Consider the following 18,260-nt stretch of genomic DNA (forward strand, 5'->3'; position numbering starts at 1 on the left):
GTTTTGAGAATCATCTCAGTTGGATCACGAAATCACAAGCGTGTCATTTCGGGATCACCGCCGGCGCGGCTTGTCCTCACCGGCGGCGGGCGCATCGTGTGTCACGTCGACCCGATCGAGCCCGCGGTGCGTCGTCCAGATGAGCTCCTTGCCCTCGGCGGCGTGATGCGAAGCACGCACCGCCCGGTTGTCCGCCCAGCCGTTCAGCCGATGCCCGGCGTGGCCGCGTACATGCTGGAACTCGACATCATCGAGCCCGGCGGCCCGACGATCCTCCCGTGCCTGCATGAGCGCCTTGAGAATGTCGACGTTCTTGGTCGGCTGCTTGGACGATGTCTTCCAGCCGCGCCGCTCGTGCCCGTCCATCCACTTCGTGTAGGTGTCGATGGCGTACATCGAGTCGGCCTGGATCACGAGATGCTGCACGTGCTGGTGGTCCCTGATCGCGTAGAGCACGGCGAGGAGCTCACCGATGTTGTTGGTGCCGGCGGGGATCGAGCCGGCGGCCCAGTGGCCGTCCTCACCGACCCACGCCCATCCGGCGGGGCCCGGGTTTCCCTTGCACGCACCATCAGTGGCCACGGTGTACCGGTCGATCCTGGTCACGCTCATCCTTCCGGCGTGCTGGAATTCCACACGCCCCTCCATCCTCCCATCGTCAGCCGCCCAGTCCGATCCGACACAGACACGACACCCACAGCGGGTACGATCCCTGACGAACTGCCAGCGCCGCATCCCCGGAAAGGAGCAGGAGGTGAACGGAGCGTCCGATGGCCGCGTGCGGGAAGGCACCGCCGCGGAGGTCTTCGGTGTGTTCCTCAAACTGGGTGCGACCTCCTTCGGCGGGCCGATCGCACACCTCGGCTACTTCAGAGCGGAGATCGTGCAGCGCCGGGCGTGGCTCGACGACGCGTCCTATGCGGACCTCGTCGCGCTGTGTCAGTTCCTGCCCGGTCCGGCATCGAGTCAGGTCGGCTTCGGGATCGGCCTTCACCGGGCGGGACTTCGCGGCGCCCTGGCCGCATTCGTCGCCTTCACTCTGCCGTCCGCGGCCCTCATGACGGCGTTCGCGTTCGGTGCGTCGCTCTTCGCGGGCACGATCGGGAGCGGGCTCCTGATGGGCCTGAAGCTCGTCGCAGTCGCGGTGATCGCTCAGGCGGTGCTGTCGATGGCGCGCACGCTGGCGCCTGACCCGATCCGCGCGACCATCGCCGCCCTCGCCGCAGCCGCCGCGCTGCTGCTGCCCGGCTCGTTCGGCCAGCTGGCGGCGATCACCGTCGGCGCGCTGGCCGGGTGGATGCTGTGCCGCACCACGGGCGGCGACGGGTCGTCGTCGCTCCACCTGCGCATTCCGCGCCGCCTCGGCATCGTCTCACTCGCCCTGTTCGCACTCGCGCTCCTTGGCCTTCCCGTCGTGGCGGGGGTCTCCGGCTGGAGCGGGGTGGCGTTCGTCGACGCCTTCTTCCGATCCGGATCCCTGGTGTTCGGCGGCGGCCACGTGGTGCTCCCGCTGCTGCACAGCGCAGTGGTCGACACCGGCTGGGTGTCGGAGGCGGACTTCCTCGCCGGGTACGGCGCCGCTCAGGCGATGCCGGGCCCGCTGTTCACCTTCGCAGCCTTCCTCGGCGCGCTCTCCCCCACCGGGCCGGGTGGCGTCCTCGGCGCGGTGGTCGCGCTGCTGTCGATCTTCCTGCCGGGATTCCTCCTGCTGCTGGGTGTGCTGCCGTTCTGGGAAACCCTGCGCTCACGCCCACGGGCACAGGCGATGATGCGCGGTGCGAACGCCGCGGTGGTCGGCGTTCTCGCCGCCGCGCTGTACTCCCCCGTATTCACGTCCGCGGTGACCGGCCCCGCGGAGTTCTGTCTCGCTTTGGTGTGCTTCGTGCTGCTCATCGCGTGGCGGACGCCGCCGTGGGTCGCGGTGATCGTGGGAGCCGTGGGCGGAGTGCTCATCGCCGTGGCGGGGTGATCGGGCTGCCCGCGCGCTCTCGCCTACAGTGAAGCCATGACTGTGCCCGAGTCCTCCTCCGCTGCGTCCGAGTCCGCCCCTCCGGGAGACGCGGAGGAGAACGCCACGAGCACAACGACGGCGAGCCCACCGACGGCGGACGAGATCCCCGTGACCGACCCGGAACCGCGCCGTCGACCTCGGTGGACCCGCATCGATCGCCCCTTCGCCTTCGGGTTCCTCGTGACGCTGGGCGGCCTGGCTGCGATCGTGCTGGGCGTCGCGTTGTCGAACCTCTCCACCATCCTCATCTACATCACCTTTGCGCTGTTCGTCGCCCTGGGCCTGGACCCCGCCGTGCGCGCGCTGGAGCGGCGCGGGCTCGCGCGCGCCTGGGCGGTCGTCATCGTGATCGCCGGTCTCGCCGTTGTGCTCGCCGTGATCGTGCTGGCGATCCTTCCGACCCTGATCGATCAGATCACCTCGTTCATCGCCTCCATCCCCGGCACCATCCAGGCGTTCCTCGCCAGCGACTTCTACGCCGCCCTGGAAGCCCAGTTCGGGGTCGGGCTCAACGATGTGATGACCGAGGTGCAGAAGTTCCTGAGCGACCCGTCTCGGATCGCACAGATCAGCGGCGGAGCCCTGCAGATCGGCGGGGCGGCGCTGCAGGTGGGCGCAGCGATCGCCAACGGGCTGTCCGGCGGCCTCATCGTGCTCGTGCTGACGCTGTACTTCCTGGCCACGATGCCGTCGATGAAGGCCGGGCTGCTGGCACTCGCCCCGGCACGGGATCGGCGAAGCATCGATCGTATCTCGACGCAGATCACCGATTCGGTGGGCGGCTACGTGATGGGAATGGTGTCACTCGCATTCATCAACGCGCTTCTGGTGCTCGTGATCTACCTTGTGCTGAAACTGCCGTTCCCTCCGCTGATGGCGACGGTGGCTTTCCTGATCACCCTCATTCCGCTGGTGGGATCGCTGCTGTTCTGGGTGATCGGGACGGGAATCGCGCTGTTCACCTCACCGCTGCTGGCGCTGGTCTTCGCGGTCATCTACTTCGTGTACATGCAGGTGGAGGCATACGTGATCACCCCGCGCGTGATGAATCGCGCCATCGCCATTCCCGGATCCCTCGTGGTCATCGGCGCGCTGGTGGGCGGGACGCTGCTGGGACTGCTCGGCGCGCTCATCGCCGTGCCGGTGACCGCCTCGATCCTCATCATCATCACGCAGGTCTGGGTGCCGCGTCAGAACCGCAAGGTCTGAGGCGAAACGGCTCACCGCCGGGACTCGCCCGCGGGGCCCCACGATCCTCGGCGATCTCAGGCGCGGTGGCGCGACCGGTAGACGGTGAGGGCCCGGCGCACGGATCGCACATGGAGCACGTCGGCGAGCTCGCCCACCTCACCGTCCCGCGCGATGCGTGTCGGCCCGTCGGGAAGCGTGATCTCCAGTTCCGGCGCGGACACCTCGTGGTACTGCCGCACCCGGCCCAGCTGGCCCGTGAGCGTGGCGAGCAATGCCACGATCCGCGAGCCCCGCGAGGAGACGTCGAGGATGCGGAGGTCGAGCAACCCGTCCTGCAGATCGTCCCGGCTGCTGGGCGCGAAGCCCTGCGGCTGATACTGGCCGTTGCCGAGGAAGAGCAGGCTTGAGTCGCGCGTTCGTCCGTCGACGGTCACCGCCACCGAACGGTTCTTCGACATCACCCGCCACCCTGCCACCAGCGCGGCCAGGGGCTTCCCGATCCGCTTCTCCAGCTTCTCCCTGATCCGCACGAAGTCGGTGTAGGCGCCGATGCTCGCGGTGTTGAGGAAGATCTCGTCGTTCGCGTAGGCCACATCCACTTTGCCCACCGTGCCGTGCTGGATGGCCTGGACCGTCCGGATGGCGGGGAAGGTCCCCACCGCTCGGGCGAAATGATTGAACGTGCCGGCGGGGAACACCGCAAGGGGCACGTCGTGATCCATCGCTGCCTGGGCCGCGGCGCGGACGGTGCCGTCGCCCCCGGCGACGGCGAGCACCTCGGCGTCCGCAGCCGCGGCAGCCATGACAGCGCGAACGTCGTCTTCGGGACGGATCTCCACGATGCGCATCCGCGGGAGACGTCGGCGCAGACTCTCGGACAGTGCGGCACCGCGTCCGCTGTGCGAGGCCGGGTTCACCACCAGCGTCACACCCTCACCCGACGGGCGGGGCTCGACGTGATCCAGCTCCTGTGGCTGCGATCGCAGCGGGGAAGGGATCGGTGGCACGAGGCGCCGACCGATCGCGGCGACCGCGCTGCCGAGGACGAAGCCTGCGGCCACATCGGACGGATAGTGTGCGCCGGTCGCCGTCCGGGAGAAGCCCACGAGCCCGGCAAGCACCTGAAGCGGGACGCCGAGCGCGGGAAGCTCGGTGGACACGCCGGCGGCGAATGCCGCGGCACTCGCAGAATGGCCGCTCGGGAAAGACGAGGAGGCGGGCGCCCGGCGAGAGAGCCGCCCCAGGGGAATCAGTGTGCGCAGCGGGCGGTCGCGATGATGCAGACGCTTGGCCAGCTGGTTGGCGATGAGACTGGTGGCACCGAGCGTGACGACGCCGCGCAGCGCCGCCCGTCTCGCCCGGCTGCGACCCGTGAGGTACAGCCCTCCCGCGATGGCGAGCCAGAGGACGGAATGATCCGCGGCATTGGTGAGCTTGGGCATCCAGCGGTCAAGCACCGGACTGGGTGTGGAGGCCACCGCCGAGTAGACCGCTCGATCGAGCGCACGCACCTGCGCGGCCGTTTCCGCCGCCGCGCGGCGGAAACCGCCGCGTGACTTCCTCTGCCGCATCCGGACCTCCGCAGTCGACGCTACCGAAGGTCAGAGACACCCCGTACGGCCACGCCGTCAGCGTCGAGAGATCCGAGACCGAAAAGGGCGCGCGGAGGTCCCGCAGCGCTGTTCCCGGTCCGCCGTTGCAGAGCGGACCGGGAATCAGCGCCGTCTCACCGCGCGAGGCGCGCGAACGAGATCGGCAGCTTCGATCTCATGCCCGAGACCGGCGACGGGCGACGATCACACCGATCAGACCGACCGCGACGGCGAGAGCGCCCGCTCCGAGCGGGATGCTCACCGATGCGGCTCCTGTGACCGGAAGGTGCGGCCGCGGGCCTGATGGCGGGTTCGCCCCCGCCCCGGGATGCGTCGGCGCCACACTCGTCGCGCTGCTGGTGGCAGTCGGCTGCGCAGTGGGCTGCGTCGTCGATGACGGTGTCGGGCTGCTGGTCGGCTGCGTCGTCGGCGTCGGTTCCGTCGTCGGCGTCGGCGTGCTCGTCGGTTCCGTCGTCGGCGTGCTTGTCGGTTCCGTCGTCGGCGCGGTCGTCGGCGTCGGCGTTGCGGTAGGCGTCGTCGTGGGATCGGCGGTCGGCGTGGGCGTGGACGTCGGCGTGCTCGTGGACGTCGGCGTGGGCGTGGGCGTCGGCGTGGGATCCGTCGTCGGCTGGACGATGGGCTTGTTCACGATGGCGCCGAGGTCCGTCGATGCGGATGCGATGGTGACGGGGCGTTGGGTGGCGTCCAGGACGTAGCCCTGCGGTGCAGCGGTCTCCGTCAAGACGTAGTCCCCCCAGTGCAGTCCCGTGACCAGCAGTTCGCCGTCGAGGGGGTTCTCGTCTCCTGCACCGTTGTCGACGACGGTGGTCGCCGTGCCACCCTGGGGCGTGAGCGTCCACTCGGATCCGGCGAGGGCGAATCCGTCGGGTGAAGTCTTTGTCCAGGAGAGCTGGCCGACAGGCTCCGTGACATCGATCGTCGCGATGTCGGTCGTGGCCTGGCCGTTGCAGTTCGCGTACACCGCACGGTAGCTGGTTGTGACCGTGGGGGCCACGTCGAGGGTGTCCGTGGTGGCACCGGCGATGTCGGTCCAGGGGCCGTCCGGGGTGGCAGAGCTCTGCCACTGCACGGTCGGGGCGCTGTCCCCGGTGGCCTGTGCGGTGAGGGCAGCCGTGTCGCCGCTGGTGATCGAGGTCGAGGCCGGGTGCTGGGTGATGCTCGGCGCGGTGCCGTAGACGAAGCCACCGGGGTAGGTCGCCGAGTCGGTGGTGTCGAACAGCGTCCAGCTGACCACCACGTCGACCGCGCCGCATCCGGGCGGGGTCTGCACCGTCCACGTGCCATCACCCTGGATCAGGTTGGTTCCCGCCACGCCACCGAAGGTGACACTCGTGATCACGACATCACGATTGAGGGGAACAGGCGCATAGTGGAGCGTTCCCAACCCCGAGCCGAGCTGACCGTAGTAGTTGTTTCCCCACACGTAGGTGTTGCCGTCGGAGCCCTGCGCGATGGCGTGGCTCGAGCCTCCGCCGATCGTCGTGAACGTGACGCCGGTCGGCATCTGCACGGGTCCGGGAACCGTCGTGTACGCCTGGTTGGTGGCCGTGCCGTTGCCCAGCTGACCGGAGCTGTTGCTGCCCCACGAGTATGCGATGCCGTCCGCGGTCAGCGCATAGGCCGTTCCCCCGGCGAGTCCGATGCTGGTGAAGGTGACCCCGGCGGGGACGGAAACAAGCACGGGCGAGTTGCGGTTGACGGTGCTGCCATCGCCCAGCTGGCCCTGGGTGTTGTTGCCCCAGGCGTAGACGTTGCCGTCGCTGCCGAGTACCAGCACAGCGCCGTTCGCCGCGATCGACGTCGCGGTCACCCCTGCCGGCAGGTGCGCACGAACCGGGGCGTAGCGGTCGACGTTGGTGCCGTCGCCCACCTGACCGAAGAAGTTGATGCCCCAGGTGTAGACCTCGCCGTCCGTGGTGAGCGCAGCACCACCGCGACTGCCCGCCTCGATCCGCGCGAAGGTGACACCCGCCGGCATCTGCAGCGGCACCGGCACGAGGCTGTCCTGCCACGAACCCGTCCCCAGGTAGCCGACGCCCCAGCCATAGGCGCGGCCATCCGCCGTCAGCGCATACGAGGATCCTCCCCGGGCGCTCACCTGAGTGAACGTCACACCCGCCGGGGTGGGAACCAGCACGGGCAGGGAACTGCTGGTGGTGGACCCGATACCCAGCTGGCCGGAGCTGTTGCTCCCCCACGAGTAGATCTGTCCGTCAGAGGTGAGGGCAAGCACGTGGGCTTCACCGGCCGCGATGTCGGTGAAGCTCACACCGGCGGGAGTCGATACCGGCGCCGGAGTGGAATGGCTTGTTGTGGTGCCGTCTCCGAGCTGACCGGCGGCGTTATCGCCCCAGGCGTAGACCACGCCATCGGAACCCAGCGCCACGGTGCCGTACGAGCCGCCGTCGACGATGGTGAAGTCGATGCCGATCGGGTACTGATCGGAGACCACGGTGCCGCCGGCAGTCGGGCCGCTCGTCGGGGAGACCGCTGCGGATGCGGCTGTCGCTCCCAGCGCGCTCATCGCAACGAGGATCAGGGTGGCCGTCGATATCCATCGAGCTCGCGGGCGTGTGATTCGTGTTTCTTTCATCGGGTGAAACACCTTTCGGAAGGGCGGCAGGACCGTAGTCGGGTGGGCATGCCTCGGGAAGGGAGACCCGCAGGTGGAGCGGGCCTCAGAGAACAAGACGCAGGACCTCGCCCGCCATGACGCGGTTCTTCTGCCATCCGGCGAATTCTCAGAAATGTGAGCGCTCCCGCCGACGGCTCGGTAGGATCGGAGTCCGCAGAAGCTTGGGGGATCTTCACGATGCGCACCTCACTGAAGCGCGTAAGCGCCATCACCGCACTCGCCATCGCCGTGCTCGGCGCCACCGCGTGCACACCCATGACATCGCCACGGGACGAACCCGCCGGGGCGAGCACAGAGACCGGCCCGACCGAGACTCCGGCACAGACGCTGATGGAGGCGTGCGACACCGTCACCGCAGAGTGGGGCCTGGCACTGGATCCCTGGCCCTCCGTCCAGGGACCCGACAACGACACCGGCGCCCGCAAGGACTTCGCTCTCGCTCAGACACGGCACGAGGCCATCGTCACGGAGCTTCATGCAGTCGCCGACAAGGTGACGGTGCCCGAGGTCCACGCTGCACTCGAGAAGACCATCAGCGCCCACCAGCAGTACATCGACGAGGTGTGGCCGGCGTTGATGGCCATCCCGGAGGGATACGTCGCAGACCCCAACGACCCCACGAACAAGATCTTCATGGTGTCGAAAGAGGACCTGAGGCTCAAGCAGGAGATGGCCGACGCCGATATGGAACGCTTCGATCTGTGCGGCCCGGTGAAGAACAGCCAGACCACCGCCCAGGCCTGCGAGATCGTTGACCAGGACTGGGTCGATGCCGCCACGAAGTACAACCAGGCATCGTCACTCATCGCGGCGGGCGACCTCACCGGAGGCCAGGAAGCGGGCGCCACCGCCCTGCATCAGATCAAGGCGGCGATGATCCAGGTGACCGTGCCCGAGGTGTTCGCCTCGCTCGACACGATGTACCAGGCCTACCAGGTCTATTACGAGGACGGCTTCCTCACCATGCCGACCACGGAGGAACTGGCCAAGCTCTCGCTGGATGAGCTTCACGCCGTGACAGAGAAGTACGACGGCCTCTTCCAGGACTGGGACGCGGCTCTCACCGCGGGTGAAGCGGACGTGAAGAGCCTCTGCAGCAGCGCCGGGTAGGCGGCCGCCGATGCGCGGCCCCAGCGATGAACGGTAGGGCGGGCGGGACTTGAACCCGCGAATCGTTGGGTTATGAGCCCACTGCCTTAACCAGCTTGGCCACCGCCCCGTATGCGATCAGCCTACCGGTCGCGGGTCAATGATCGGAGTGAGGGAACGGACGGTCGTGAGATCCGGCGACCGGCCGGGGCGCGGGATCCGCCGCGATGCCCGGATCCGATGCGTTCTCCACCAGATCATCGGTGCTGGGAAGATCCGCCGCGTCCGGTGCGTCGAATGACACCGCCGGCCCCGTGGGCTGCGGAGATGACGGCACCGACGCACTCGGCTCTCCCCCGCTGCCTCGCTGAATCGGCAGTTCCTGGCTCTCCTCGATCACCTGCGGATGGTAGCGGGTGAGGGCCACCACTCCGAACGTCGCGATTGCTCCGGCGATGCCGAAGCCGACGTAGATCCAGGTGGGAGCCGAAGTGGCCTCGCCCAGCACCAGCAGACCGATCAGCACCGCGACGATGGGATCCACGACGGTGAGACCGGCGATCACGAGGTCGGGCGGCCCGGACGCGTGGGCGGTCTGCACGAAGTAGCCGCCGAGCAGGGTCCCCGCCACGAGCGCGATGAGGCACACCAGCGTCAGCCACTCGAAGTCCTGCTCCTGGATGCGCTTCAGCACCACCTTCGCGAGGGTGGCCACGAATCCGTAGATGATGCCGGCGCCCATGATGTAGAACAGCGCCTTCATGCGATTGCGCAGCAGCACCCAGAGGCCGCCGAGAACGATGATGACCACCAGGAGGATGCTCAGCACGGTGCCCAGCTGAGCATCGGTGACGGGCTTGTCCTCGGCGTACATCGCGGCGAGGAAAACGAAGAGGAAGGTGCCTCCGACGCAGAGGCCGATGGCGATCAGTGACTGGCGCGTCGGGGTGAACCCGGTGATGCGGGCGTTCAGCAGCGTCGTGATCACGAGAGCGACGGCGCCGAGCGGCTGCACGACGATGAGCGGCGCGAGCCAGATGGCGGCGAGCTGACAGACGATCGCCAGCCCGAGCATCAGGGTTCCGACGATCCACGACGGACGCGTCAGCAGCTGCCCGAGTTGTCCGCGGCTGAGACCGGCTGCGGCGTCCTGACCGCTGAGCTTCTCCACCTTGGCGACGCCGCGGTGCTGGTACTGCGTACCCAGTGACATGAACACGGCGCCGGCGAGAGCGAGCGGGATCCCGAGGAGGATCTTCGGGTTCTGCAAGAAGCCAATGAGGTCGTTGACGTCTGGCGCGGCCGCAACAGTCCCCCACATCACCCCCTGAGCCTACCTGCTCGGCGCCTCAGACTAGGCTTCTGACGTGGCCGTACTTCCGATTCGCATCATGGGCGATCCCGTCCTGCACGCCCCCGCCTCCCCCGTCGGTGAGATCACCGACGATGTCCGCACGCTCGTCGCCGACATGTACGAGACGATGGACCTCGCCCCCGGCGTCGGACTGGCGGCCCCTCAGGTGGGCGTAGCCCTGCGCATCTACGTCTACTCCTACGAGGACGATGAGGGGCAGCCCTGGCGGGGCGAGGTCATCAATCCCGAGCTGTGGATGATGCCCCTGGAGCCCGGCGCGCCGGATCCCGACGAGGAATCGGAGGGGTGCCTCTCCGTTCCCGGCGAGCGGTTCCCGCTGCGTCGATCGGAACGTGTGCGCGTCACCGGCACCGACCTCAACGGCGACCCGGTCACCATCGACGTGAGCGGGTGGCGGGCACGGATCATGCAGCACGAGTTCGACCACCTGGACGGCGTGCTGTACGTGGATCGCATCGACGACGGAAACTGGAAGACCGTCCAGAAGATCGCCAAGAAGCGCGGATGGGGTCGCACCCTCACCAGCTGGACGCCCGGGGTCGACGGCTTCGAGTCCTGACCGGCGGCCGGTCGTCGTCAGAATTACCGCTCTAAGCAGACGCTCAGGTAACATTTTTTCATCCACCGGACTCGCACCCGGTGTTCTGCACGCGCACTCTCTGTCCCGGATGGTGCGCTCCATCATCCTGTGGGGAGAACGCATGAAGACCACCGCAGCGCGCCGCACTCTGGCCGCAGCTTTCGCCATGGCCGCCGCTGTCAGCCTGACCGGCTGCAGCATGTTCGCACCGAGCGCCACGCGCGACGAGGACGGCGCCATCTCGGAGGCCGGCCAGCAGGACGCCTTCAGCCTCAAGGTCGGCGACTGCCTGCTTGCGCAGGAAGCCACCACGATCACCGAGGTCCCGGCCGTGCCGTGCGACCAGGAGCACGACGAAGAGGTCTACTTCCTCTTCGACATGGAGGGTTCGGACTTCCCGGGCGACGACGCGATCACCGCGGCTGCCATGGAGAAGTGCGAGGCCGAGTTCGCGACGTACGTCGGACTCGACTCCGAGACCTCGATCTACGGCTGGTACCCGATCACCCCGACCACCGAGTCGTGGGAGCAGGGCGGGGACCGCGAGGTCGACTGTGTTGTGTACGCCGACGACCTGTCGAAGATCACCGGTTCGCTCAAGGGCATCAACCAGTAAGCCGCAACGATGAAGGCGGTCGGGGTCCTCGGACTCCGACCGCCTTCATCGTTGCAGGAAGGCGTTTCCGCCTGATCATGTGAGGAGTCTCATGTGTCGCTGCAGGGCACTTTCACCTGCAGTTTGTGCCAGACGCATACCGCATATCGCGCCTCCCCCCTGCTGCGTACAGCACCGATGTGCCACCGTGGGGACTGTCGCCGTTCGACATGGACCGCGATAACCCCCCACAGGATCGAGGCCCGCCATGGGCAAGTTCTTCTATTCAGACACGACGAAGGTTGACATCGAGGATCGAGCACTGGCTCACCTGCAGATGGTCATCGGAACGAAGCTGCGACGCGGCGAGGCATTTCACTTCACCTGGCGCGAGGACGCGAGTCTCGGCGACGGCCGGACGAGCGTCTGGATGCACGCGTCCATTCCGGTCGTGTATCGCTTCAGCGGGAGCCGTCGCCCGCAGCTGAACCCCGAGTGGCTCGACGCACTCACCTACACCGCGAACTCCCCCACCGGTCTTCACCTGGTTCCCGAGCCCCAGCACTCGGCACCTGGCACGGGCACGGTCCGGACAGTGAAAGGCTGATCATGGGTGTGCTCTTCTATGGCGGCCCCGCCGCACCGATCGAGATCGAGGATCGGACTCTGGCCCACCTGAAGCTGGTGGTCACGGCGAAGCTTCGCCGAGGTGAAAGCTTCACGCTGTCCTGGGTCCACCCGGAGGGACAGCCGGGCGGGCGCAGCACCCTCTGGCTGCATCCGTCCATTCCCCTGCGGTTCGTCTTCGACGATCCGAACCCCGCCGACATCAGCCCGGAGTGGATCGATCAGCTCGCCCACTCGGCACATTCCACCGGCGGCATCCGGCTGACGGCCGAGCCGTTCCACGAGCAGTCCTCGTCCGGTTCCGAATGGCCGGCGAACACCGCTGCCACCCCGGTACGCAAGAACGGAACGCTCTCATGATCCCGGAGATCCACACCTGGTGGCCGAATCTGTCGATCCCCGCGAAGCACGCCCTGCGTGCCCTCCAGGATGAGGCTCTTCCGGCCGAGGTGCGCGAGGAGATCGCCGCGATCACGGGAACGCACGTGTCAGAAGGGGCGCGACTGGATCCGGAGGACGCGGAGTTCATCCGCACGCAGCGCGAGATCGTCGACTGACCCGACGACATCGCGAGTCCCCCGCGGATGCTGGGGTGCGGCACGACAGCCCCACCCCAGCGCTCCTCGTGGGTACTGTCACAGGTGCTTGCCGCCGGTGACAGCCAGGATGGTGCCAGAGACGTAGGAGGCTTCCTCCGACGCCAGGTAGACGTAGGCCCCCGCGAGTTCGGCCGGCTGCCCGGCGCGCCCCAGGGGCGTGTCCTGGCCGAACTTCGGCAGCTTGTCGGGCCAGCCGGTCGCCGGGATGAGCGGAGTCCAGATCGGTCCGGGGGCGACGCCGTTCACGCGGATCCCCGACGGTCCCTGCTGTTCGGCAAGGGCCTGCACGAACGCCGCGAGGGCGGCTTTCGTCATCGCGTAGTCGAGCAGTCCGGGCGACGGCGAGAACGCCTGGATGGAGGTCGTCACGATCACGGACGAGCCCGGCTCCATCTCGGGCAGCGCGGTGCGAGCCATCCAGAACGGTGCGTACAGGTTGGTGCGCATCACCCGGTCGAACTCGGCCGTGTCGATGTCGGCGTCATCCTCGCGCTGCTTCTGGTACGCCGCGTTGAGGACGAGCAGATCGATGCCGCCGAGCGCACGGCGCGCGTCTTCGACGACTCCGACCGCCGCATCCTCCGAGGTGATGTCGGCGGGCAGGAGCACGGCCTTCGTGCCGGCGTCCTCGATGAGTTCCTGGGTGCGCCGGGCGTCTTCCTCCTCCTCCGGGAGGTAGTTGATCGCCACGTCCGCACCCTCGCGCGCGAACGCGATGGCCACGGCGCGGCCGATTCCGGAGTCGCCGCCCGTGATCAGAGCGCGACGGCCCCGCAGGCGATCGGCGCCGCGGTAGGTGCTCTCACCGTGATCGGGGCGCGGGACGGTATCGCCGGTGAGGCCGGGCTGTTGCTGGTCGTCTGCGGCGAACCCGCCGGTGGTGTACTTGGTCCTGGGGTCGGTCAGTCGGTCAGTCATGCCGGCAGGCTAAGTCGGGCGTGACGTCGAAGCGCAGGGCCTTGACAGCGGGATCGGCCCCGCCTATCGGCCCGGGCACTCCGCAAGGCGCCCGATTGTTTCACCGACTCCCGACCTTGTGAACCCCCTCCGATTCCTCGAGGGATGCGCCTTGCATGGGACACCAGGAGGCACCAGCCGGAGGATCCCCTGCGGCACGGGGTCGTCTCCCCGATGTCGTCCTCACGGGCGAAGGAAGGAATCGATCATGACTGATCGCGAGAACGCAGGACAGTTCGGCAACCGCTCGGACACGCAGGAGCAGGCCCGAAAGGGCGGCGAGGCCAGCACCGGCAAGTTCGGAGCTGAGAACGGCGCCGATCCCCGCGAAGCCGGCCGCAAGGGCGGCGAAGCCAGCACCGGCAAGTTCGGAGCTGAGAACGGCGCCGACCCCCGCGAAGCCGGCCGCAAGGGCGGCGAGGCCAGCGGCGGGCAGTTCGGGTCTGACGGCGGTGCCGATCCCCGCGAAGCGGGCCGCGCTGGCGGGCAGAACTGAGATGCCCCACCGACGCCGAGCGGGGGGACGACGCGTTGCGCCGTCCCCCCGCTTTCGTTCGTCAGATGCGATGCACCATCGTCGCCTCCGCCGCAGCACCGTGGATACGCGCGACCCCGGCTAGCAGCACCGACTCCAGCGAGGAGAACTGCTGCTTCGACAGTCCGCCCACCAGCCAGATCACCTCGTACACGCCGTCGCCCATCCGCTCGACGCACCCGAGGATCGCGTCGGCGTTGCCCCGGGGCACCGCCCGATCGCTCAGACGCCACGTCGACGCATCCAATGACTCCAGAACCAGCTGGTGGACTCCATCGTTCATCATTGCCCTCCTTCGAGCCCGCGCCGCTCGCCGAGAGCGTGCCGTTGCTGAAGTGTGCGGCATAGGCCGATTTTCGCCGTGGGGATTGACACGACGGCCCCGGCGACGGCATACGTCGCCACCGCGGCGTGCTGGCGACGCACATCACCGATCGAGAACGGTGCGCACCACGCTTTCCGGGCGCAGATCCAGCCGGCGCAGAAGCTGGGCGTTGAGTGCGACCACGATGGTCGACAGCGACATGAGGATCGCCCCGACCGACATCGGCAGGACGAAGCCGACCGGAGCCAGCACCCCCGCGGCCAGCGGGACGGACAGCAGGTTGTAGCCGGCCGCCCACCACAGGTTCTGCTTCATCTTCCGATATGAGGCCCGCGAGAGTTCGATCACCGAGAGCACCGCGCGCGGATCGTCACCGGCGAGGATCACCCCGGCGGAGGCGATCGCCACATCAGTACCCGCGCCGATGGCAAGGCCCACATCAGCCTGCGCCAGGGCGGGAGCGTCGTTGACCCCGTCGCCCACCATCGCCACGCGACGCCCCTCCCGCTGCAGTTCCTGGACCTTCGCGGCCTTGTCCTCCGGGCGGACTCCGGCGAACACGCGCTCGATGCCGAGTTCCTGAGCCACCGCGCGAGCCACAGCCTCCGCGTCACCGGTGATCATCACAACCTCCACCCCCTGAGCCTGCAAGGCGGCGACTGCTTCGCGTGACTCAGGCCGCACGTCATCGGCCAGCTTCAGCGCGCCGACAACGGCACCGTCGCGCAGGACATGCAGGATGATGGCACCGTCCTCGCGCCAGCGGTCTGCGACGGCGAGTTCCGCCGCGGACTCCTCCGCGAGCAGATGCGGCCCGCCCACGCGGATCGTCGCCCCGGCGACCGACGCCGACACGCCGACCGCGGGTGAGGATGTGAAGTCGCGTGCCGGCAGCACCGAGAGCCCGCGATCGCGTGCGGCTCGCACGATCGCCCGGGCCAGCGGGTGTTCACTGTCCGCCTCCGCTGCCGCAGCCAGCGCAAGAACCTCCTCGGCCGCGATGCCCTCGATCGACTCCACCGCGCTGACGATCGGCTCGCCTCGCGTCAACGTGCCGGTCTTGTCGAAGAGAACCGCGTCCACGATGCGCATGGTCTCCAGCGCGAGGCGGTCCTTCACCAGAACCCCGCCACGGGCAGCGCGTTCGGTGGCGATGGACACCACCAGCGGGATGGCCAGGCCCAGCGCATGGGGGCACGCGATCACCAGCACCGTGATGGTACGGATGACGGCGTCGTCACCGCGGCCGAGCAACGTCCAGACGATCGCCGTGACAACAGCAGCCCCGAGCGCGAACCAGAACAGCCATCCCGCTGCGGTGTCGGCCAGCCGCTGCGCCCGCGAGGACGAGTTCTGCGCATCAGCCACCAGGCGCTGGATGCCGGCGAGGGTGGTGTCGTCGCCGATGGCGCTGATCTGGACGCGCAATCCGGAATCGGTGGCCACGGTGCCGGCGGTCACCGTGTCGCCGACGCCGCGCTCGACGGTGCGCGACTCCCCCGTAACCATGGATTCGTCCATCGATGCGCGCCCGTCGATCACGCGGCCATCCGCCGGCACGCTGCCACCCGGGCGGACGATCACCACGTCTCCGACGCGAAGCTGGTCCGGTGCGACGCGAACGACGCCGTCGCCCTCAACACGCTCCGCTTCATCCGGGAGCAGGGCGGCGAGGGAATCGAGCGCCGAGGTCGTCTGGGCCAGCGAGCGCATCTCGATCCAGTGACCGAGCAGCATGATCACGATGAGAAGGGCCAGCTCCCACCAGAAGTCGAGCTCGTGGTGGAGCACCCCGAGGCTCGCACCCCACGAGGCGAGGAAGGCCACCGTGATCGCCAGCCCGATGAGGAGCATCATTCCGGGCCGACCGGCGCGGATCTCCGAGACGGCTCCCGACAGGAACGGCCGGCCTCCCCAGACGTACATCACGGTTCCGAGAACCGGCGACACCCACGCGATGCCCGGCAGCTGCGGCACCGCGTATCCGACGATCATCGCGAACATGCCGGACATTGTTACCGTCGGCACGGCGAGGACGAGCATGATCCAGAACAGACGCCGGAACTGTGCGACATGATCGCCGTGACCGCCGTGCGCGCCGTGCGCGTGATCCCCGTGCGCCGCGTGATCCCCGTGCGCCGCGTGATCGCCATGCGCCGCGTGATCGCCATGCGCCGCGTGATCGCCATGCGCCGCGTGGTCGTGGTCGAGTTGTCCGAAGTCCGAAGCTCGGTGCTCGGCGCGATTCATGGTGGCTCCTTCGGTGTCGGGCCGCAAGACCTGCTGGCCAGGAGGCGCACGATGCACCTCATACCCCTAGGGGGTACTGCTACCATCAACTATCCCCATACGAGCGATATTCCTGTCAAGGGCGGGCATGGGGTTGCCGGGCACGGATGGAGGCGAGATGAGCACGACGTTCCGTCGCTGGCTGCGCTCGGCGCTCCCCCTCTTCGTGTTCCTCACTGCCGTCGGGTTCATCGGGATGCACGCGCTGGTCAGTGGCCATGCCGCGCCCACCGCATCACCGGTTGCCACGATGCATGCCGCCGGTGCCCACGGCGCCGACACGGAGCCCCCGAGCGCGTCCGCACCACTGCCGTACGCCGAGGAGATCCAGTCCGCAGGCTTCGTGGACACTCTCCCGCCTCACGCGCATGGCGGGGCCGACTGCGTTCCCGCGCTGCTCAGCACGCCCGCGCCCGTCAGCGCTCCCGCCACTCCCCTCGCGATTGCGCCGCCGCCGGCCTCCCGCACCGGCGCCGGGCTGTCAGCACGTGCCATCGCTCCACCGCGTCCCTCCCTCATCCTCCTGTCGATCAGCCGGACGTGAGCCGCGCGGGCGTCCATGCCCCTCGCCGCTCACACCCACACAGATAGGACAAGACATGAAGAAGCTCACCATCGCGCTGGGAACCGGCGCTCTCACCCTCACTCTGGCCATCACCGGCTGCGCGGCGGGATCCGCCGGCGAAGCGTCGCCGTCCGTGAGCGCGAGCGCGTCGGCGATTGGTGCCGGGGACGTGATGTTCGTGACGATGATGATCCCCCATCACCAGCAAGCGGTGCAGATGGCGGAGATCATCGCGGGCAAGACCGGCGTCGACACGCGCGTATCGGCATTGGCCGACCGGATCGCGCAGGCGCAGGGTCCGGAGATCGATCGGATGCAGGGCTGGCTCTCCGCCTGGGGCGTCCCTGCCGAGGCGGCTTCCCCGGACACCGATGGCATGCATCACGGCATGTCGGGGATGCTCTCCGATGATGACCTCGACCGCTTGGAAGCCGCCCCCGGCGCAGAGGCGGGACGACTGTTCGTGGAACAGATGATCGCGCATCACGAGGGCGCGATCGAGATGGCACGGACAGCGCTGGCCGATGCGCAATCGCCCGATGTCCGTCAGCTCGCCCAGCAGGTCATCAACGATCAGAGCACGGAGATCACCGAGATGCAGGAGTTGTTGAGCGTGCTGTGACGGGAGGGCCGGGCGTGAGAGCGCCCGGCCCTTTATCGCGATGCTCGGAGAGGAGTCAACCCCCGTGTGAGCGATGCGAGGTTCTTCTAGCGTCAGGGGCCAGAGGAAAGGGAGGACCATGGTCCAGCAGACACTCGATACCCCCGATCAGCTCGTGCACTTCCAGCTGCGCACGGCGCTCACCATGGAGCACGACTCGCTCGCCGCCGTTCAGGAGCTGGCAGGTGCCGCGCGCTCCGCCGATATCAAGAAGCTCTTCCGTCATCACGCCGACGAGACGCGGGAGCAGATCGAGAACCTCGGCAAGGTGTTCGAGGCGCTGGAGCTCAAGCAGAGCACATCGCCGTCTCCGAGCACGAAGGGCATCTCCAAGCAGGCCGGCTCCCTGATCGAGCGGTCGGCGCCGAAGCTGCGCGATCAGGTGGCGCTCAGCGCAGCGCTCGGCAACGAGCACTACGAGATCGCCGCCTACACCTCGCTCATCGTGCCGCTCACGGCGCTCGGCGCGACGGAGGCGGTGGCACTGCTGCAGGAGAACCTGGATCAGGAGACCCACACCAGCGAGGAGCTCCTCGCGGCCCTCCGGAAGCTGACCGGCGAGGGCTGAGCACACGTTCGCGGTGCGGGGCCGGAGGGTTCCCGCACCGTGAAC

At 68.2% G+C, this 18,260-nt stretch carries 19 protein-coding genes and 1 tRNA gene; 12 read left to right on the plus strand and 8 right to left on the minus strand.

Annotated elements, in window-relative coordinates; genetic code table 11:
* Window positions 1–54: 54 nt before the first annotated feature.
* Window positions 55–606, minus strand: coding sequence for a ribonuclease H (locus tag ACIQJ5_RS08800; RefSeq protein ID WP_231090332.1), 552 nt, complete (start codon window positions 604–606; stop codon window positions 55–57).
* A gap of 148 nt (window positions 607–754) precedes the next feature.
* Between ACIQJ5_RS08800 and chrA the strand changes: the two genes are divergently transcribed.
* Together chrA and ACIQJ5_RS08810 are read left to right on the plus strand one after the other, a co-directional pair.
* Entirely contained in the window at window positions 755–1,969 is a 1,215-nt protein-coding gene (chrA, locus tag ACIQJ5_RS08805; RefSeq protein WP_402842937.1) for a chromate efflux transporter, read from the plus strand.
* Between the two features lie 36 nt (window positions 1,970–2,005).
* A complete protein-coding gene (locus tag ACIQJ5_RS08810; RefSeq protein ID WP_402842940.1) occupies window positions 2,006–3,220 on the plus strand; it encodes an AI-2E family transporter in 1,215 nt (404 codons plus the stop codon).
* 56 nt (window positions 3,221–3,276) lie between these two features.
* Here the strand turns inward: ACIQJ5_RS08810 and ACIQJ5_RS08815 are convergent, their stop codons facing one another.
* Together ACIQJ5_RS08815 and ACIQJ5_RS08820 are read right to left on the minus strand one after the other, a co-directional pair.
* Complete coding sequence (locus tag ACIQJ5_RS08815; protein ID WP_402842942.1) at window positions 3,277–4,773, minus strand: bifunctional phosphatase PAP2/diacylglycerol kinase family protein; 1,497 nt, start codon at window positions 4,771–4,773, stop codon at window positions 3,277–3,279.
* A gap of 196 nt (window positions 4,774–4,969) precedes the next feature.
* Window positions 4,970–7,339: a SpaA isopeptide-forming pilin-related protein gene (locus tag ACIQJ5_RS08820; protein WP_402842945.1), complete on the minus strand. Its 2,370-nt coding sequence runs from the start codon at window positions 7,337–7,339 to the stop codon at window positions 4,970–4,972.
* 288 nt (window positions 7,340–7,627) lie between these two features.
* Here ACIQJ5_RS08820 and ACIQJ5_RS08825 point away from each other — a divergent pair, with 288 nt between their 5' ends.
* Window positions 7,628–8,560: a hypothetical protein gene (locus tag ACIQJ5_RS08825; RefSeq protein ID WP_402842948.1), complete on the plus strand. Its 933-nt coding sequence runs from the start codon at window positions 7,628–7,630 to the stop codon at window positions 8,558–8,560.
* A gap of 34 nt (window positions 8,561–8,594) precedes the next feature.
* Here ACIQJ5_RS08825 and ACIQJ5_RS08830 read toward each other — a convergent pair.
* Together ACIQJ5_RS08830 and ACIQJ5_RS08835 are read right to left on the minus strand one after the other, a co-directional pair.
* Window positions 8,595–8,669: transfer RNA gene (locus tag ACIQJ5_RS08830), tRNA-Ile, on the minus strand.
* Between the two features lie 27 nt (window positions 8,670–8,696).
* Window positions 8,697–9,860 (minus strand): DMT family transporter, encoded by a 1,164-nt coding sequence (locus tag ACIQJ5_RS08835; RefSeq protein WP_231091373.1) that lies wholly within the window; start codon window positions 9,858–9,860, stop codon window positions 8,697–8,699.
* Window positions 9,861–9,906: 46 nt separating this feature from the next.
* Between ACIQJ5_RS08835 and def the strand changes: the two genes are divergently transcribed.
* The 5 genes from def (at window position 9,907) to ACIQJ5_RS08860 (ending at window position 12,273) form a co-directional block, all read left to right on the plus strand.
* Entirely contained in the window at window positions 9,907–10,473 is a 567-nt protein-coding gene (gene def, locus ACIQJ5_RS08840) for a peptide deformylase (protein ID WP_402842951.1), read from the plus strand.
* Window positions 10,474–10,615: 142 nt separating this feature from the next.
* The gene (locus ACIQJ5_RS08845; RefSeq protein WP_402842954.1) at window positions 10,616–11,110 is read left to right on the plus strand and encodes a septum formation family protein; all 495 of its coding nucleotides are present in this window, start codon (window positions 10,616–10,618) and stop codon (window positions 11,108–11,110) included.
* A gap of 247 nt (window positions 11,111–11,357) precedes the next feature.
* Window positions 11,358–11,696, plus strand: coding sequence for an ATP-dependent DNA ligase (locus tag ACIQJ5_RS08850; protein ID WP_402842956.1), 339 nt, complete (start codon window positions 11,358–11,360; stop codon window positions 11,694–11,696).
* Between the two features lie 2 nt (window positions 11,697–11,698).
* Window positions 11,699–12,076: a hypothetical protein gene (locus ACIQJ5_RS08855; RefSeq protein WP_231090341.1), complete on the plus strand. Its 378-nt coding sequence runs from the start codon at window positions 11,699–11,701 to the stop codon at window positions 12,074–12,076.
* Window positions 12,073–12,273 carry a hypothetical protein gene (locus ACIQJ5_RS08860; protein WP_231090342.1) on the plus strand — a complete coding sequence of 67 codons (201 nt, stop codon included), beginning with the start codon at window positions 12,073–12,075 and terminating at the stop codon, window positions 12,271–12,273. Before ACIQJ5_RS08855 ends, ACIQJ5_RS08860 begins: the two co-directional genes overlap by 4 nt.
* 78 nt (window positions 12,274–12,351) lie before the next feature.
* On the opposite strand, the gene ACIQJ5_RS08865 is transcribed toward ACIQJ5_RS08860, so the two are convergent.
* Complete coding sequence (locus ACIQJ5_RS08865) at window positions 12,352–13,233, minus strand: SDR family oxidoreductase (protein WP_231090343.1); 882 nt, start codon at window positions 13,231–13,233, stop codon at window positions 12,352–12,354.
* 247 nt (window positions 13,234–13,480) lie between these two features.
* Between ACIQJ5_RS08865 and ACIQJ5_RS08870 the strand changes: the two genes are divergently transcribed.
* Complete coding sequence (locus tag ACIQJ5_RS08870; protein WP_402842960.1) at window positions 13,481–13,768, plus strand: stress protein; 288 nt, start codon at window positions 13,481–13,483, stop codon at window positions 13,766–13,768.
* 61 nt (window positions 13,769–13,829) lie between these two features.
* Here ACIQJ5_RS08870 and ACIQJ5_RS08875 read toward each other — a convergent pair whose 3' ends face one another.
* Both ACIQJ5_RS08875 and ACIQJ5_RS08880 read right to left on the minus strand, forming a co-directional pair.
* Window positions 13,830–14,093, minus strand: a complete 264-nt coding sequence (locus ACIQJ5_RS08875) for a hypothetical protein (RefSeq protein WP_402842962.1) — start codon at window positions 14,091–14,093, stop codon at window positions 13,830–13,832.
* Between the two features lie 141 nt (window positions 14,094–14,234).
* Window positions 14,235–16,382 (minus strand): heavy metal translocating P-type ATPase, encoded by a 2,148-nt coding sequence (locus ACIQJ5_RS08880; protein WP_402842965.1) that lies wholly within the window; start codon window positions 16,380–16,382, stop codon window positions 14,235–14,237.
* A 157-nt stretch (window positions 16,383–16,539) separates the two neighbouring features.
* Here ACIQJ5_RS08880 and ACIQJ5_RS08885 point away from each other — a divergent pair, with 157 nt between their 5' ends.
* The 3 genes from ACIQJ5_RS08885 to ACIQJ5_RS08895 all read left to right on the plus strand — a co-directional run bounded on the left by ACIQJ5_RS08885 (window position 16,540) and on the right by ACIQJ5_RS08895 (window position 18,215).
* The gene (locus ACIQJ5_RS08885) at window positions 16,540–16,965 is read left to right on the plus strand and encodes a DUF6153 family protein (protein WP_231090347.1); all 426 of its coding nucleotides are present in this window, start codon (window positions 16,540–16,542) and stop codon (window positions 16,963–16,965) included.
* A gap of 55 nt (window positions 16,966–17,020) precedes the next feature.
* Window positions 17,021–17,608, plus strand: a complete 588-nt coding sequence (locus tag ACIQJ5_RS08890; protein WP_402842969.1) for a DUF305 domain-containing protein — start codon at window positions 17,021–17,023, stop codon at window positions 17,606–17,608.
* A gap of 118 nt (window positions 17,609–17,726) precedes the next feature.
* A complete protein-coding gene (locus ACIQJ5_RS08895) occupies window positions 17,727–18,215 on the plus strand; it encodes a ferritin-like domain-containing protein (protein ID WP_402842972.1) in 489 nt (162 codons plus the stop codon).
* The last annotated feature ends 45 nt before the right edge of the window (window positions 18,216–18,260 follow it).

The organism is Microbacterium sp. GXS0129, assembly GCF_044769785.1.
GTDB classification, from domain to species: Bacteria; Actinomycetota; Actinomycetes; order Actinomycetales; family Microbacteriaceae; genus Microbacterium; species Microbacterium nymphoidis.